The following is a 17,537-nucleotide window of genomic DNA, read 5'->3' on the forward strand; positions in this document are numbered from 1 at the left end:
ATGAAACATGAGAACAAAGTCTTTTTCCTGATTGACGTCAATAACATGTACGTCTCTTGTGAGAGAGTCTTTGACCCGAGTTTAAACAACAAACCCGTTATTGTGCTCAGCAATAACGATGGGTGTGCCGTTGCTCGTAGTAATGAATCAAAAGCTTTAGGCATTAAAATGGGTGTGCCTCTTTTTCAAGTTAAAGACATTGTTCAACAACATAACGTACTTGTACTTTCAAGCAACTACGCAATGTATGCAGAAATGTCACGGCGCTTTCATACAATCCTTGCTTCGTATGTTACAGATGAAGAAGTAGAACCGTACTCTATAGATGAATGCTTTGTTGATTTCACAGCTTATGAAAAGAACTTTGATTTAGAAAAAGTCGGTCAGCAAATGCGCCAACAAATATGGAAATGGTTAGGTTTACCAGTTTGCGTCGGTATCGGTAGAAGCAAAACAGAATCGAAGATTGCCAACCATATAGCAAAAAAGAACTCGGGCTTTAACAGTGTGTGCGATCTCGCAAATATGGATCCTTGCAACAAAGAATATTACTTCTCATTAATTGAAGTATCTGAAGTTTGGGGTGTAGGCCGTAAGCACTCAAAAAAGTTGCAAAGCATGGGAATTAATACAGTGCTTGATTTAGCCTGTGCTGAACCTCGAGAGATGCAAAAAAAGTTTTCAATTGTGATGGCTCGTACTATCTATGAACTACAAGGTATTTCATGCATTGAGATCGAGCACACCCCACCCTCAAAAAAGCAAATAGTAGCAAGCCGATCTTTTGGCGGTCGCGTAACTGAACTGAATGACTTAAAAGAAGCAATCTCAATGTATGCACAAGATGCATGTAAAAGGCTACGTGATGAAGAGCTTTTATGCGGATGTATGATTGCTTTTGTACAGTCAAATCCTTTCGATTCCAATGTGCCGTTCTACAACAAATCAATCACAGGTTCGTTTTTTGAGCCCACGGATTGCGCAGTTGATTTTGTTAGAGCAGCGACAAGGATGTTGAACGATATTTATAAAGAAGGAATTAAGTATAAGAAGTGCGGAGTAATATTAACTAGTTTAGAACCAAAGTCTGGCCATACTTATGATCTCTTAACCGACTTTGAGCACATAGAGAAAAAGGAATGTTTGATGCAGGCTATGGATGGTATCCATAGTAAGTTTGGAAAGAAAAAACTGGGTGTCGGACCTTGCTTTATACCCAATCGGAACTGGTCAATGTCGCGGGATAAATTAAGCAGAAATCCGTTTAGATGGGATGAATTATTAGTAATAAGAAATTAAAACAAATATAATAATCAAGGACTAAAAGAGTAGTATTAAAATGGACCTAGAAAAAAGATTAGAACTTTACAAAGCTGAATATTTATTCCAAATTGACATGAAAGAAAAAATATATACGAGAATGGCTATATTTTCCGTATTTATAACAGCCTGCATAACTGCAAATTTTACAATGTTTGATGCTTTATTAAAATTATCACAAACTCAACTTGCGTTAGTTGTCGGCTTGTGGATATTTTGTTTATTCTATTTAGTGGCGATTATTATTAATTTTTATGGTATTTCAAAACATAAATACGATAAATTAGTAAATTCTAATATTGAAATGGAGCAATATAGAATAGTTTTAGAAAATCATTTCACAACTAATAGTGCCACTCCACCAAGTCAGCAAGAAATTGAAAAATATGTGAGGGAACAATTTAATCTATATCTTATAAACCAATATGCGGAATGCTCTTCAGCATATTATTTAAATAATGTAGATCGTCAAACAAAGCTGACTAAGATTGCAAGCAGCTCCTACTCGATTTTAGTCTTAACTCTAATTGTTAGTTTATTTTATGTTGGTCACAAACTTGAAGGGAAATTCGATGAGTCAAAATCAAAACATTCCACCACCACCACCACCGCCGCCTGTAAGAGTAATAAAGGGCGATAAATTAATTATTGATAAAAGTCCTCAACCACCTCAACCTCAAATTAAAGCATAAAGCTATAGGCCCTCCTCAAAGGGCTTTCACACAAATACCTACATTCACATTGCTATTGATCGTATGAGCTGTGCATCCTGATAATAGAATGCACAGCAGAGCTAAGATTCTCATGTCATCCAGCTCTTAATTTTAGTTAGTTTGGCTTTACGATCATCCAAACCATTTGTACCACCATTAATACGGCGAGTAATAGTTAGTAAATCATCACGATCAGCAAGCTCATTAAGGCCATTGATTGCCCAAAACTTACACGCAACCAGTAAACCAATACTTGGTATTGCGACAAGTTCGGGGTGGGATTCAAAATCAATACCTAATGCTCGGCTATATTTTTGATAATTATCACGCCCAGTTAATTGGATTGGCCCACGTCCCTTAAAGCGAACTCCATCACCAGCCATAATATTGCCTAGATCCTTACGCCCTTCATATGCTGCACCGGATGCGATTTCTTCCATATAGCGAAAGTTACCTGACTCATGTGCAAGCTGAGCTATGAAATGCGCAAAGCGTAACTCGTTGTACAAAATTGCGTATTCTTTTAAATGTACATTTGCAGCTAAAGCAAGTTCTTCAGCTCGACTTTGATTTGCGCCAAGTTTCTTAAATAAGGCAGTAAGAGTGCCACGTCCAATCTTTCCATCAACTACAACACCAAGTGTTTTCTGTAAATTACAAAAGTTCATTTCGGTTTCCTTTAGATGTAAAAAAACCGCCCGAAGGCGGCATTAACTGTTCGTAATATCGTTTTTGGCTTTCTTAACTTCTTTAAGTACTTCAATAATCGTCTTACCTTCCTGTTTGTTAATAAAATTAAAGATCCAGCGAACTAAAGCCCAACCGGGTAAACCACAAACGAAGAAGAACCCACCAAGTGCAATCATCCCCCATATATCAGTAACCCATTCATGAAGCCCCCACTTCACAATAATGAATGAGCCACCTGCAAGGCTTGAAACAACCGTACAGATCAAACCTACAGCCCACTCTTGTGGTGAACGTGGCATACGCGTCATTAATACGACTGCTACAACCAAGCTGGCCGCCAAAGCCACTACAATTGCAAACCCATAAAATTTTAATAGTGCTGTAAAGCCGCTAGTGGAAACTGGTTCCATTTGTTTCTCCAGAAAATTTAGACAATAAAAAAGCCCTAAGCTAGTGAAGCAAAGGGCTTGGTTTTAAGTAATGAGATCAGGACTTCATTATTAAATTAAAAACAATTAATTGAATGGCTTAACAATTAATTTTATTACTGTTATGAAGCCTCCCAAAAATATATGACATTTTCTTTGTTAGCATTTCCTGTTAGTGTCGCAATTCCATTTATATTCACCCCTGTTATGCCATTAGCCATTGAACTTGTTCCATAAGGCAATAAACAAACCGTTCCATCACTGGCTTGAATTTTGAGTAATCTCGGCTCATAACCAATCAGTAACTCCTTTGTTGTGCTACTCCCTGTTCCAACATAGACTCCTTGCTTATAAGTAGAACCCAAACTTACTGCTCTTGATAAGTTGTGAATAAAGGAACTACCAATAGCACTCACTTTTATCAGATGGTTTATTACGGAAAGTCCCGCATTACGTGTTACCGCTATCCAAGTATCATTCGGAGCAGATAAAATTTCCTCAACTTCTACTTGGTCAAATTTACCACTTTGCATATTTAACAATGGCGCACTTGAATTAAAGCATTGTTCATAATGATTATTTTTGATAGTAATATTTGAGTTCAACGTATTTGAATCAGTATAAATACGCACTAAACTCTGACCAATACGCTTGAAATTATTAGAAGTAATCGTAATATTCTTAGCAAACTTGTTAATAGTTATAAACTCGCCTGAGTCTGGAGTTTCTGGGAAATCTGAATCTTCATATTGATAAAATGTATTTCCCGAAATTACAATATCTTGCAAAGATGTGGCCTCGATATATTTCCAATCTGCCGTCCGATGATAGGAAATATTTCCAGAGATTGTAGCCTCGCGACAAGCACCAAAAATTAAACGACTCCCACCTTCCAGCTGATTTCCCGTTATCAAGAAACCTTTAGCATTCTCTGAATTCCAGCCAATATTCTTAACCATATAACAAGGTGAATAATGGTTACGATTATTTCTAAAAATATAGCCCCTCATACCCTGTCTGGCATTCATATTATTGAAAGGGCCAGGCTCAAAAACATCTTGTGCAGGAAATTCTAAATCTAGCCATGCAATACGAATGTTAAAAAAAGAACTATTATCAACTATAACTCCACGTCCAAAAATTCGAATTGCGTATTGAGATTCTGATAAATAGCAATCATTTATATCAACATCTACATCTGCTCTATTGTGATCTTTTTCATCAAGAATTAATACATCATGATTAAATACGCCAGTTCCAATAATACTAAGATGATGAAATCCACATGCTTCTTTTATTTTTATACAATCATTAACTACTCTAAATTTTAGAACTGTATTTATACGGTCTTTTCCAATAAATCGAATGCCAAGCTGCTTTATTTTAATTGTATTAATTAGAAACGTTCCAACTGGAAAGTTTAAATTAGAATAAGCCGGCATAATATTTAAAACTTTTTGGATTCCATCTGTCGCATCGGATACTCCATTAGGGATTGCTCCACCCCACGTCGCATCATATTCCTTCTGGTTTATAAATTGACGAACCCACCCATTAAAAACAACTACATCATCTTTTTGTGCAGCCTTACTAGAATCATATATAAAATGGCCTCCTCCAATCGCTAAACCATTATGGTAAGACTTCACATAAACAGTTTTCCCATTCACAGGATTTTGAATATTTAATAGGTCACTAATACTTTCATACACTTCCATTTCTTTCGCCTTTTTAAATTAAACTTAACTTTTCTTTTGAAATCAGTAGGTTTTGAAATTAATTAATATTTACATCATTCACCCTCCTTAAATATGAAATAAAAAAGCACCCAATTGGGTGCTAAATAAGTAATTAAAATTAAGCTTCAGAAGTACTTTGAGTAATCTGATTTGAATAGTTCCAGACTGTGTTTTCCCATACATCACGTACAGCAACACGGATGTAATATGTGGTTGTTGGTTGTAATCCTCCGATTGTGGTTGTTAATTCTGTGCCGGTCCATGTAGGTGGTGTTTGTGTTGGATCAAAATTAGATGTACTGCTTAGCCAAACAGCATAGTCTTTCAGATCCGGAACCTCACTAGGGACCCATGTCACTGTGACTGAATCAATAGTTGCTGAGGTATAAACATTCAGCAGTACTGGCGGTACCGGATTACTAATACTTAATTCAGCATAGGTGCTGATCTGGTCGCCATTCTTACTTGCCACACGTATTGTATAAGCTCGGCCTATACCGTCCTGTTTCGCCTCTTCTATCGAATAGCTGTAATCCGTATTGGTTGTATCAACCTCACGAATCATTGCGCCATTCGACCAGACTTGCACACGGTAGCCATCTGCACCGGTTGAGCTTTGCCATTGAACTTTAAATGTAGTTCCTACAAACGGCGATTGAAGTGATAGACCTTTCACACCTGCAGGACGTCCACCAGATAATGTATAGCTGTATGCCGTTACCTCATCTAATGTTTGCTCTTTACGTTCCAAACCGTTAAAGCTTGTGAACTTCAAGAAGATCTGTTTACCCACCAGATTTTCATTGAAAGGATAATTAAAGATAGCCCGATCAAGACGCACAAACGGTTCACCTGCACTATGATTTTGTGCATCATCAAAACGTCCACGTAAAACATCACTTAAGGTATAAAGCCCAGATCCGTTTAAAGTAGCCACTTGATAATTAAAATACTCATCACCAACTTTACAAAGTGTTTGGTCAGCTTGAGCATCTTCTAATGTGCCGCTAAAAATCTGGCTCACCGTATTGAGTTCAACTTGTAGCGCTGTGTCATCGGCATCAATCGCCGTAACTAATTGGCCATATCTTGCAGAACCGTAAATAGTTCCAATCATTTCATAAGTTGTATTATCAAGACTGGCCCAAACGTTGCAGCCACCCCAATTGATACCACCAGACACTGCAACCCATACCTGATTTTTACCATCTGTAAGATCCAGCGGAGGCTCAAAAATAACTGGTGCATTCACATTACCCGGTTCTTCATTTCCGCCTTGGTAACCGTTAGAGGCTTGTGAATCATATTCAATTGCCGATCTTGAACCTATGGCCAACTCTTCTGCTGTGATAGTAAGCTCGCCGTCTCCATCTTCTTCTATGCGTGTAATACGTACAGGAAATTGATTTAAGCCCAGTGCTTCATCCGTAATGGTGACAATATCCATAGGTTCCAATCGGCAGAACTTCCAGCCCAAATTAAACTCATATTCGTTACGCACATAGAGCAAACGTTGTAAGCGAAGCTGTGCGGCATGACGAGCTATTTTGGGCTCACAAAAGAAATGGTTTTCTACTGGATCTTCAGTACGTAAGCCGAACATTTCAATATTTGCTTGGTCCTTCGCTTCAGTAGTCTCTGTGTTGTACTGGTTGTATCGATTGATGTACTCGATCTGAACATGATTATAAGCATCTGTATCACGGCTACGGCGTACTCGTACCGGTTCATCATCACTTATAAAATCATCATCTGTTAAGTGATAAACAGGTGTGAGATCTGGAGTAAAAGTTACACCGTTACCAGTGATTGCTGAGTCACCAAAAGAGCGGATCTTTAAACCGTCTGGACTTGGTACCACAGCACAATTTACAGCTTCTACAATTTCATTAATCGTTTCATAAGCTGCACGTTGCTCTGTGAATGCAGGACTAATTAAAAGATTGGCAGCACGGCAATAAGTACGGAACTCTTCTAAATCGGCCATGTTTAGATTAGGCGCGGCTCCATGACGTGGATGCGTAATAAAGTCTTCAATCACATCTGCTGGATTAGCATCATCAATAGTATCTGACAAAGTAATTGTACTAATCACTTCAAAGTTATGATTTGAAAGGCTTGCACTATTGCCCATCTCATAATTTGCAGCCGCCACATACCCCAAATATGGATAGTTAATTGCCTGATTGGGATGTTTTGAAACCAACCAACCCCACGGCGGGTTATTATTTCCATCAAATAATTCAAACTTAAGCTGATCAATTGGATCTAAAACAATGGATCCTTCTTGCTTGGAAACAAATTGCTCTTTATCAACCCATATCAAGCCAATCTTTTTAATCTGATTTTCACACAAGCCAAGCATAAGTGAGGCACTATAACTAAATGTTGTGTTACTGGTTTTCGTGCCTCCGCCCTTACCTCCAGACTTTTGAACCGTTGTATGAGGAGTAGCTGTAAAATCTCCATACCAAAACATATTGGCCGCTACCCGGGTTTTTCCGTAAACCAAAGGCTGACAAAGCCCATAGGCTGATTGCTGGATACGCATTGAATTAATACGTGTATCTGACGTACTAATTGTTGTACTACCAAAAACACCACTCATTCTTTTAGCCTCTTCATACGAAAAAACCCGGCAATTCGCCGGGCTAAACTTCCTTTAGTTCCATCTTGGATAATCACTCCCTGATGGAGATAACTGTGAATGACTTGCGGCCATTCGATGACAATCGCACCATGACTAATGCACTTGCCAAATTGATATAAAACGATGTCACCCGGTTGAGGTGGTCCATCTACTGCATCACATACACCTAAGATAAGTTCTAAATAACGTTGCCCCATCTGATGCAGGTGCCAGTCTGGTGGATATGGCCGTGGATCTAAATGATCCATGAGGCCTACTTTTTCGTAGACCTCACAAATCAAAGTCCCGCAATCTACCCCAACCCCTTTAACACGGCCTTGGTGGTGATAAGGAGTACCAAGCCATGTAAGAGCCTCTTGAACTGCTTCAATATTTTTCATAATGAAAGAAACGCTCTTTAGAACTTAGATAATGATATTTTTCGCGGCTAAACGTAATTTACAACGTTGAGCTACGGCTTTGATCTGATTTAATCCTAAAGCTTTGTTGTAAAGGATAGCCTCTGCAAAAGTGGTTTTAGTGCTACTCTCAACTGCATCATAATATGCATTACCAACAGCAATCTTTTTAGACGACTGTTCATAAGCGCCTGTATATGTGGTTGAAATAAAAGACTCAACACCATTTTTAAGAGTGTAAAGCAAAGCAGTTTTCTTAGTCTTATCAACGCTTACCGCCACAAGGAACGGCGTTGTAAAATCGATGACTTGCCCACTGGTTAAAGCAGAAAAGCCGCCAGCTTGACTAGCTATAGCAGGCTTCATATTCATGAATATCTTAGGTTTATTACCGTCTTGAGAATCCACACCAGCATAAGCACCAAAACCATTTTCAGTAGTTTTAGAACCGTTTGTTAACGATGCTCCCATCAAATAAAGGCCTAAACTAGTTGTTTTAGCAACGAGAATTTCAGTAATACTCGTATCAGTGCTATCGATTAAATCACTCAAAAAAGCACTTCCTTTTGCGTTTGTTAACGCTACGCCTTGAGGTGAAAAGATTGGCTGGATAGCAGCATTAGTCTGTAATGTAAGTAAACGGCCATTAATCTTATCTTTTAATGGGTTATCACCATAAAATGCCCAATGACCATATGAATCCGTTTCAAATCGAGTAGAAGGCATAACATCTGTAACATTTTGAATAATCGGCAGGTCAGTACGAGATGAAATAAAATCTGAATTTTGAAAAGTTAAATTAGGCATCTTTAAATTCCTTTATTTAGGTATGCAGTTAATTCAAAATGTGGGCAAACGTGATAAAGGGGTTTTTCAACCCCTTCAATTAAGACAGTTTCTTTAGTGGAATCTCGTAAATTACCGCTTGCCCCTTCCGTAAGAATCAATCCAGTCCCTTGATAATCAAGACCATATCGAACCAAGGCACCCGCAGTTAATGGAGCAGCCAACTTCAATAAAACCATGTCATCCTTAGTAATGACTTCTGTAATATCAGCTACTACTTGCTGCCCATTGGTATCTAGTTGAACTGCACCATTTTCATCAAGCAATAAGACTTTAAAACCGTTGTCGGTTGTAACGGCTAATGAAGTGGTATCAATTTGAAGGGGTAAAGCCGGTACATCAAATTTAATAATGATGGTGTCATTTTCGATGTATGCCAGGCGTGGATTTATGCAGTCAGGTTTTCTATTTTCATAGATGTATTGATCATATGCGCGTCCGAAATATGCCGACATCCACTTGTAGCCGATATTTGTAAGATGGATTTTATCTCCATCATAAGGGAAGTGATACATCGGTGTGACCAACATAAACTTGTCAGATTCTTGGCATAATTCAAGATGAGCAAGTGCCATATCTTTATGTGCAGCCGTTCCATAACTCATCTGAGCCAACATAAAACGTATAGGATTATCCTTACCCGAAGCCGCTTTAATATCACTTTCAGCATCGATCTGGAGCTGTACAAGCATGGGCTTATATACTGATTTAGGGGTTCTTGAAGCTGCGGCCGCATCATTTGCACCTTGCACAAAATTAATAATCTGCGGTGTATAACCAGAATTATTAATTAGCTGCTTAGCTTTGTTTACATGCGCCAATAGTCTTGGATACCATGACGTACCTTTAATCAAATCAGAAAGTTTAAAGCTACCGTGACCAGCCGTGCTTGAGAAAATGACATGGTCACTTGGATTTATTCCCCGATTCTTCATCATGCTAACAGATGCATAATTTGCAGATCCGGAACAACAAGTCTCACCTCGATCATGATAGCCATCGACCGATGGATCCGTAAAAAATTCCCGCAATGGAATTACGGATGTTGCTTCGACATCTTTTCGTGGACCTGAATCAAATGTAAGGTTTTTATAGGGTTGTGAATCACTTAAAACTATTGGTGCCGATGCTCCCATAGTGTAAGACTCGCCATACCAAAGCATATGATTTACAGAGCCAACGTGTTGTGCCTGTTCAAAAACATAATAGTTTTTTGATTGCTGCTGCCCCCCAAATTCTTCACCACAAAAGAACCTATCTGTTAACTTATCCCAGCCAAATAAAAGCCGACCATTTGCATCTACAGGGTCCGTGCTATAACGGCCATCTTCATACTTTTTAAGCTGACCAATTATTTTAAATAGTGACTCAAATAAACCAGCTCCTACAAAGCACTCGTTTTCTTTGTCGTAATAAATTAATGCCCGTCCTAAAGCATCTGCATGAATACAGTCAATTTTAGGATCATTGGCCATCTTAATGTCGAATGCATTTCCGATGACTTCTACCTGCTTATTGGTATACACATTAGAAATGACCACAGGATCATAAGGACTTTTAACAAGTGCTGTTCCGTTCCAAATATAGTCCCCGTTTTTTGATTCATCAGGATCACTAGTGATTGTGACCTTATAATCAATAGGCATTAATGCCGTTTTAGAGTCAGCAAGTTCCTTCGTTGCAAAGGTATTAACTAACTTTTCAATAGTTGGAACTTCATCTCCTAAAAATTCAATGAGTTGTGTTTGGGCTTCTTTAAAGCCAGATTCTGTGACGTTTTGACCCACGAACTGGTCAGCATTAGGTAAAGGCATTTCTTCCCCCCAATAAAAAGCCCTGCATTTGCAGGGCTAGGGTTAAATTAAGTAAATTAAATTGACGTTTCAGGTACAGGTACAAATGGTGCACCACGGAACCGAGCACGGTTATTAAATCGGTTTGTACATGTATCGAGTCGTTTGTCACACCCCGGATAAACCCGAATTGCTTCTCCTATTGCTGGCATGTCAAGGAGTGGTAATGTTAGAAGTAAAGCCCCAGACTCATGCAAACGAACTGTACGCTTAATGCCAATGTTTGCACCTTCCAAGAATTCAACAACCCCCTGTGTAAACCAACCTTGTGGCTGACTTAAATCACAAAGGATGCGGCTAGGTGTACTATTCGGACCAATTGTCGTATTTACGGCAAAATCACCATTAAGCAGTCCACACGCATTATCAAACAAGGTATTTAAACAACCTGGTGTGTATAAATTTCTTGGCATTTGAAGTTTTAAATCATCCACTTCTGAAACTACACTGGCGTTAATTTCATGACGATTGAGTTCAGGCTCAACAATGCGGCCTTCAAATAAAACTAGCGTACCGGCGCTGGTATTAGTTGGGGTATTTATATCCATAAATATGCGCTCCAACTTAAAACGAGCACCATCCAAAACGCCGTTATGAAAAGCCTGTGCTACGGGCACGTCGCCGAATTTTGTATTTTCATTGGTTTCAATTTTGATAGAAAGGTTATCAACCTCTATTCCTAATGACAGGCTAGTACCTTCACGGCTTATGATTGGTCCGTCAGAACGAAATTCCTTGCCTTGTACCGTCAAATTTACGTCATAGCTGGTATAGCGATATTCAATACCTTGAATAGTAGTGATGGTATACAGGTCAGCCATAATGAACTGATCAGCATCTAATAAGGCAATAAGTTTGGGTGATGCTTGTCTCATATCTTATTTCCTAGAGATCCAATTAATTCAACCTTATTCGCCTTCCATAATTTATGCATAAAGTTGACATACTGTTGAGTATCATCTTTAAAACGACATCGATAATAGAAAGTACCCTTTACAGTTACTTCTACTCCCTCTTCAATTGGCTGTGAAAGAATGTATTTGCCGTCACTCGTCACCTGAGCAGATGCGGTATTCCACATCAACTTTTCTTGGTTGGAATTCCACATGGTTTTAACTGGGGTTTGATTCCACATATTAGGATCTAATTCACCGACAATTTGCTCTTCGGTATTTCCCAGTGGCAATTGACTTGTATACATATCCTTATAAAGCTGAAATGAGGTTGTAGCTCCATCACCAACAAAGGTACAGCTAAACTCATTATCCTCAGGCATCTTATAAAGAAATGAATCAAACGCCCCTCGGCGCTCTAAATAAAAACCTTGTAGTTGCTGCAATTCCTTTCTCCCCTTATTTTCACGCAAAAATGCGTAAGACAACGAGATCTCATATTTTGGAGCGGCCTGAAAACTCGCACGGAGTTCTCGGCCATTAATTGAAGTCATGATCTTGGTGTTGAACATGGGTGTAATTGATGTATCCCACTCAAGACCGGGTAATTCTGGAAATAATACGTTTGACACTAATACCTCCTTATTTACCATTCTTACCAAAGCCACGAACATAGCTATGTAAGCCGCTAGCGACTGCACGGCCATTTTTCTTTAACAAGCGCTCAATACTCTTAGCATCCACGGCACTAATATGAATGGTTGGTCCAGAACCCCCACCTTCTGCCGCTGCAGCTGCTCCAAAACTTGCACCACTACGCATAGCTTTACCCATTTCACGAATGGTATTTGCATGTTGTGAAGGTAAAACCATTTCATCTTCATGTAGCTGAGTAACAGGATTTACACCAGATGGAATGTCATAACCGCCTCGAGCTGACTTGATCTTGCCAGCAAGGCCAGCTACTAGACCAAATGCAGCAGCACCGGCACCTACGGCGAGAATTGGTCCAATGTATGGAATAGCAACCATTGCTTTAAAAGCACCTGCCATGGCTTCCCATGCAGACATCATGATGCCCTTGATAGCTTCAGCAGCCTTCAAGCCCAATCGAGCTAAACCACCAGCAGCAGTAACACTAGTACGAGTTGCTTCACCTGCAATCGTTGCCCCTGTTTGAGCAGCTTGGCCAGAAGCTTCCGCTGCCGTTTCAGCACCAACGAAACCAAGCTTACGAGCTAATTTAATCGCTTGGATTCTTAGCCAGCCTTGAAGCTCTTTAGTCGCTGATTGCAATGCAAATGCGCCCATATCAGCAAGTACGGCTTTTGTTGCATTACTCCAAGTCAAGGTACCATTCATAAGAGACTGAATGCCCTGATCCCAAAGGTTAGAAAGTCGAGAAGTGAACCCACCGAACTTAGCTTCAAAGTCTTTCATTTCCGCATCACTGATTAAGCCCATAGACTTAGTGTCAGCAACTTTCTGATCTGTCTCTAAATCAGAAATATTGTTTGTGATTTGGTTTTGATTACCTTGTTTGCCTGTAATTCCGGTTTGCTCGTTCTCAAGTGCAAGACGCTCTAAAAGACCTTGTCGTTTAATTTCGCGTAATTGATCTTCGAGCTGCTTCTCTAATTGAACTTTACGTACATTAGAAATCTTCTTGGCATCATATTCAGCTTGGATCCGAGCAGCTTCGATTTCATACAGGCGTTGAGCTTGCTGTTGATAATTGTCAATCTGTTCTTCACGAGCTTTCTTGTATTCATCAAACTCTTTCAAACGGATAGCAATAATCTTGTCTGAAGCATCCTTTTCGGCTTTGACTTTGGCAGCGGCTTTTTCATCGGCAGTCATTTTAGATTTTTCAATCTCATCTAATGCCTTCTGAAGATCTAAAGCGACTTTCTTTTCTTCGGATGCATATTTATACCGAATATCAGCAAGTGCTTTAGCTGCCTGTTCAGCTTGGCGCACAGCATCAGATTTACCCTGCTTTGCCTTATCTGATTTACCACCATCAGGATTAAGTGCTTTATTCTGGCCAATACCCGAAGTGACACCACCGCTTCCACCTCTAGCACCTAATTGTGCATTCTGTATGTCAATCTTTGCCTGAGTTAAACGATCAAATGAGGGTGTTCCACTAAAGATATTAGAAGCAGAATTAATTGCGGCTTTGGTGGTACCAGCAATATCAACCACAGTTTCTTTGGTTTCTGTCCAGATAGCCTTAACGCCACCCGCCAGAGCTTTACCTTTAGCCAGAATCCCATCCGCATTTACAAAGTTTACGGCGGTACTTCCAATAGTCCTTAAGTTACTCATAACACCAGACATTAATCGCACAAGATTTTGTAATCCAGCTCCAAGCCCAACAATAACGACTGCCACGCCCTTGGCAACTGAGCCTAATGTCTGAATAACTCCGGTAAATGCTCCACCTTTTGTCGTGCCATTCATAAAATGACTAATTACACCACTTAAAGCTGGCATCACTGCTTGAGCCAATTGATTTTTTAAGCCGGTGTACTGCATTTGAAGTACTTCAGTTTGAGCCTTTAATTCAATGGATTTTTGAATTGCCTCTTCACCAGTAATAATCCCTGCTTCTTCCATAGCAGACTGGTATTCTTTCCAAAGCTTACCGCCATCTTGCAATATTGGAATTAAACCAGTGAGATCTGAGCCCATACTTTCAAGGTAAAACGACATTTGTTGCTGGTTGACTCCAGCTTCTTCCAGCTTATCTACATATGTTTGTAAGGCTTCTACCCCATCCATCTTGGACATTTCTTCAGCGAGCTTTTTTGCCCCCTCAGCACCAGACTCCGTTTTAACAGCGATTTGCTCAAAAAAATCTTTAGCACCACCAGAACCTACTGATGCAAACTCACCGATCTTTTCGTTGAAATCTTTCATCATGTCTGAAAGTTTTTCTTGAGAAAAACCCAATGTTTGAGCTGCACCTGACAATCCCTGAAATGACTGTATTGAGGTATTTGCTAAGGCTGAGAATCTCGTAAGTTCAACATTGTTATTAGCCACTTCAATTGCCAATGTTGCTAAGCCTGCGGTAGCTACTATGGTCCCACCCACTGCTAAACCAGCAACTGCGCCTGCAGCAACCAATGCACCACCACGCAGAGCTCCTAATTTGGAAGTAATACCATCAAAAGCTGAACTTATTCTTGAACCGCCAAGTGCTTCACTAATTTGGTTGCTAAAACCCTCTGAAATAGACTTAGAAACATCATCAAACTGACGCTTAACACTTGAAAGGTCAAACTTAAACTTCACCCCTTTGGTGGAATTTTCAATTTGCTTTGCTGAATCTGAAACAATTTTTTCAGCATCATCCATACCTTTTTTTAGCTCGGATGTTTTCGCACCCACATGGACTTCAACGCGGTTGTTATTTGCCATACAAACCTCATAGGCATAAAAAAACCGCCCTAAAAGGACGGCTGTGAAAGTTTAATTCATTACACCAGTGTTTAAACCACTAAGATTTCAATTTCACTTAATTGCTGCAAGGGGGGAATTAATACACTTCCATATTATTAATAGCAAACATTAAACCCATTAAAAAAAGCACCCTAGAGTGCTTTTAAAAATCAAAGAGCTATTTTTCCTTGATCATCAAGTTCATCCAAATAATGATTAACTTGTTGTCTAAATTCTAGGGGTCTAGAAATATATGGGATTGGCGCATGTGATCCTCCAGTCCCCTTCACAACAATTGAACCAAAATTAAAAATTCGCCCAGTAATGCCTTGATCTACCCCTAGACTCTCAACCCTATTTACTTTCAATTCAATTGTATTTCTACGGATCAATCCAGTTTTCGCAATAATTCTTCGGTTTGTTATTGCAAGCTCTGTGGTTAAGACATTAATAATTGCAATTATTATTAAAATTATTCCAATACCACCTGCAAATATTAGGAGGGTGCCAAATAATAATAACCAGATTTGCGACCACCATGACACATGCGCCTTAACAATGATTTTTTCATCTTTTGCTAAGTTTGATTCAATATAATTACCCATATAAAACCTTTAGAAATGTTTAAATTTTATTACTTAATCTCTGCTTTAATTTTTTGAATCATTTGCTGTTCTAGAACACCACGTGACACACAAGTTAAAGTAATATTTTGAGTTACATCACCAACTTTATAATCCCCTTGAAGCGTTGTGCGAACATCTAAAGAATTATCTGCAATTAAAATATTATACGCAACCTTTGTGCTGGTTCGATTATCTTTCAAATAATCAATTCCCATTGTTGTTCCACAATCAGCTAAATTTGGTGTCAGGCGATAATCACGAGCAGCTGTAGAGATTACTCCGGCATCAGCATTTGCACTCATAATTTGCTCACCATTAATAGCTAATGCACGCTGGGCAGCTTTAAATATTTGGTCTTTTGAAGCACTAACTTTTTCACTTGCACTTTGGTTTAAAGTAACAGGCGCCTTATATGTAGTTGCACAACCAAATAATCCAAAACTCAATAAAGTTACCATTATAAAATTTTTCATGAGTACACCAGTTATTATCAAGTTCATACAATTTAACAAACTGGTTACTTAATGTCACATTAATATTTATAAGGGCAGCCTTAACCACCCTGCGAATAACTTTCTAAAACCTCAAGCATATCGTCTTCATCATCATCTGAAACTGTGATTGCTGGGTCTGTCTCTTCAATTCCAGCGAATGCTTCCAAGATACGACAAAGGCGTTGTATTCCAATATGTGCGGGAGGGTTAATTTGCTGATACGCACTTAATGCTCTTAATCTTGGTAAATCCATTTCGTTACGCACATAGTCGTAATCGTGCCCCATAGTCAGCACTAAATGCGTGTACAGCTCCTCCCAGATTATTCCCCCGAAGATTCATCCGCTGGTTTAGTTGCACCTGTATATTCCAAGCCTGAGGTCTTAGTTACAAGTGATAATACCTCTTCCATGTTAGCCATATCTAAGAGCTCATCAGAAACATATTCACGGGTAATATCTGGATAATTCCGTTTTAAACAAACATGAGCCATATCCACAATTACAGATGTGGGAACATTGTTTGAGCTTAATTGTTCTTGGAACCGCTCAATCGTACCCAATGGCGCCGGAGCAAAAATCCATACTTGACCAGCAATTTCTTTACTATTACCACGTGGGTTTTCAACTTGTTTAAATTGCATTTGCTATTACTCTGATAAATCGATTTTGAAAACACGGTTGAGATCATCAGCCATAGGCTGGAATTCAAACTCAGGAATATCATAATCGTCCTGTTTTGAACTGAACCCAAGCTTGTTACTGGTACAACGGTAGAAATTCATGTGCATGAATTTGCCCTTGTAATCACGTTGCAGATCTAATGCAAACTCAGGTGTATAACCCATGTCTAAGTTAGACACCGTAATTGACTTACCACCTGCTACTGTTGCCGAATATCGGAAGCTGATAAAAACAACTTTCCCAACATCCGCCGTTGCAAAAGTATATGCACCAGTTGCAGCATCTACACTGTATTGCCCTGCCACAGGTGCTGATGCCACACGTTTAAGTGGAATGGCCTTTCCATCTGTTACACCTAAATCTTTAACAAAGGTGCCGCTATTTGGAACTACTGGAGTTACTAGGCCACCTGCAGGAACGATTTCACCATTAATGGTTTGAGATACTGTCTCAATCCCGCCTTCAGCAACTACACCACCAAAGAAAATGGAATTTAACAATGTGCCATTAATACGGCCGAACGATGCTTTACCTTTAATAGAGCCTTTACCGCGTGCAGCATCAACGGCGAACTGTCCACGGCCAAAGAGTTCTTTTAAATCGAAACTAATATCAACACCTACCGACTGTAATACGCCTACTTCAACCGGTGTGGGATTACTAATCGGCTGACCGAATACATCTTGGATCGGTGTAGCAAAGATCTTGCCAGCACCAAATAAATATTGAGCCATTTATTTTGACCTCTCTAATA

17 protein-coding genes are annotated in these 17,537 nt (G+C 39.3%); 2 read left to right on the forward strand and 15 right to left on the reverse strand.

The features are described from left to right. Both KTI78_RS02630 and KTI78_RS02635 read left to right on the forward strand, forming a co-directional pair. Positions 1–1,299, forward strand: coding sequence for a Y-family DNA polymerase (locus KTI78_RS02630; RefSeq protein WP_262445102.1), 1,299 nt, complete (start codon positions 1–3; stop codon positions 1,297–1,299). Positions 1,300–1,339: 40 nt separating this feature from the next. After that, complete coding sequence (locus KTI78_RS02635; RefSeq protein ID WP_262445103.1) at positions 1,340–1,960, forward strand: hypothetical protein; 621 nt, start codon at positions 1,340–1,342, stop codon at positions 1,958–1,960. 162 nt (positions 1,961–2,122) lie between these two features. Here KTI78_RS02635 and KTI78_RS02640 read toward each other — a convergent pair whose 3' ends face one another. From KTI78_RS02640 to KTI78_RS02710, 15 genes are all read right to left on the reverse strand, one after another. Beyond that, positions 2,123–2,701 carry a glycoside hydrolase family 19 protein gene (locus KTI78_RS02640; RefSeq protein WP_262445104.1) on the reverse strand — a complete coding sequence of 193 codons (579 nt, stop codon included), beginning with the start codon at positions 2,699–2,701 and terminating at the stop codon, positions 2,123–2,125. Between the two features lie 42 nt (positions 2,702–2,743). Beyond that, positions 2,744–3,133, reverse strand: a complete 390-nt coding sequence (locus tag KTI78_RS02645; protein ID WP_000433899.1) for a hypothetical protein — start codon at positions 3,131–3,133, stop codon at positions 2,744–2,746. A gap of 140 nt (positions 3,134–3,273) precedes the next feature. Beyond that, the gene (locus KTI78_RS02650; RefSeq protein ID WP_262445105.1) at positions 3,274–4,869 is read right to left on the reverse strand and encodes a hypothetical protein; all 1,596 of its coding nucleotides are present in this window, start codon (positions 4,867–4,869) and stop codon (positions 3,274–3,276) included. A gap of 139 nt (positions 4,870–5,008) precedes the next feature. Continuing rightward, entirely contained in the window at positions 5,009–7,498 is a 2,490-nt protein-coding gene (locus KTI78_RS02655) for a phage tail protein (RefSeq protein ID WP_262445106.1), read from the reverse strand. Then, complete coding sequence (locus KTI78_RS02660) at positions 7,495–7,920, reverse strand: C40 family peptidase (RefSeq protein WP_262445107.1); 426 nt, start codon at positions 7,918–7,920, stop codon at positions 7,495–7,497. The genes KTI78_RS02655 and KTI78_RS02660 overlap by 4 nt, the downstream gene beginning before the upstream one ends. A 24-nt stretch (positions 7,921–7,944) precedes the next feature. Continuing rightward, positions 7,945–8,745: a hypothetical protein gene (locus KTI78_RS02665; RefSeq protein ID WP_262445108.1), complete on the reverse strand. Its 801-nt coding sequence runs from the start codon at positions 8,743–8,745 to the stop codon at positions 7,945–7,947. A gap of 2 nt (positions 8,746–8,747) precedes the next feature. Beyond that, positions 8,748–10,598: a hypothetical protein gene (locus tag KTI78_RS02670; RefSeq protein WP_262445109.1), complete on the reverse strand. Its 1,851-nt coding sequence runs from the start codon at positions 10,596–10,598 to the stop codon at positions 8,748–8,750. A 56-nt stretch (positions 10,599–10,654) separates the two neighbouring features. Continuing rightward, a complete protein-coding gene (locus KTI78_RS02675; RefSeq protein WP_262445110.1) occupies positions 10,655–11,512 on the reverse strand; it encodes a DUF2163 domain-containing protein in 858 nt (285 codons plus the stop codon). Then, the gene (locus KTI78_RS02680) at positions 11,509–12,162 is read right to left on the reverse strand and encodes a DUF2460 domain-containing protein (protein ID WP_262445111.1); all 654 of its coding nucleotides are present in this window, start codon (positions 12,160–12,162) and stop codon (positions 11,509–11,511) included. Before KTI78_RS02680 ends, KTI78_RS02675 begins: the two co-directional genes overlap by 4 nt. 10 nt (positions 12,163–12,172) lie before the next feature. Further along, on the reverse strand, positions 12,173–14,959 hold the full coding sequence (locus tag KTI78_RS02685; protein WP_262445112.1) for a phage tail protein: 2,787 nt from the start codon (positions 14,957–14,959) through the stop codon (positions 12,173–12,175). 191 nt (positions 14,960–15,150) lie between these two features. Then, on the reverse strand, positions 15,151–15,585 hold the full coding sequence (locus KTI78_RS02690) for a PH domain-containing protein (protein ID WP_041172384.1): 435 nt from the start codon (positions 15,583–15,585) through the stop codon (positions 15,151–15,153). A gap of 29 nt (positions 15,586–15,614) precedes the next feature. After that, positions 15,615–16,079, reverse strand: a complete 465-nt coding sequence (locus KTI78_RS02695) for a hypothetical protein (protein ID WP_041172383.1) — start codon at positions 16,077–16,079, stop codon at positions 15,615–15,617. An 80-nt stretch (positions 16,080–16,159) separates the two neighbouring features. Continuing rightward, complete coding sequence (locus KTI78_RS02700) at positions 16,160–16,387, reverse strand: hypothetical protein (protein ID WP_262445113.1); 228 nt, start codon at positions 16,385–16,387, stop codon at positions 16,160–16,162. A gap of 35 nt (positions 16,388–16,422) precedes the next feature. Beyond that, complete coding sequence (locus KTI78_RS02705) at positions 16,423–16,743, reverse strand: hypothetical protein (protein WP_262445114.1); 321 nt, start codon at positions 16,741–16,743, stop codon at positions 16,423–16,425. Positions 16,744–16,749: 6 nt separating this feature from the next. Then, entirely contained in the window at positions 16,750–17,517 is a 768-nt protein-coding gene (locus KTI78_RS02710) for a hypothetical protein (protein WP_262445115.1), read from the reverse strand. Positions 17,518–17,537: the final 20 nt, after the last annotated feature.

The sequence above is a fragment of the Acinetobacter sp. WU_MDCI_Abxe161 genome (assembly GCF_025514355.1).
In the GTDB taxonomy this organism is placed as follows: domain Bacteria; phylum Pseudomonadota; class Gammaproteobacteria; order Pseudomonadales; family Moraxellaceae; genus Acinetobacter; species Acinetobacter pittii_E.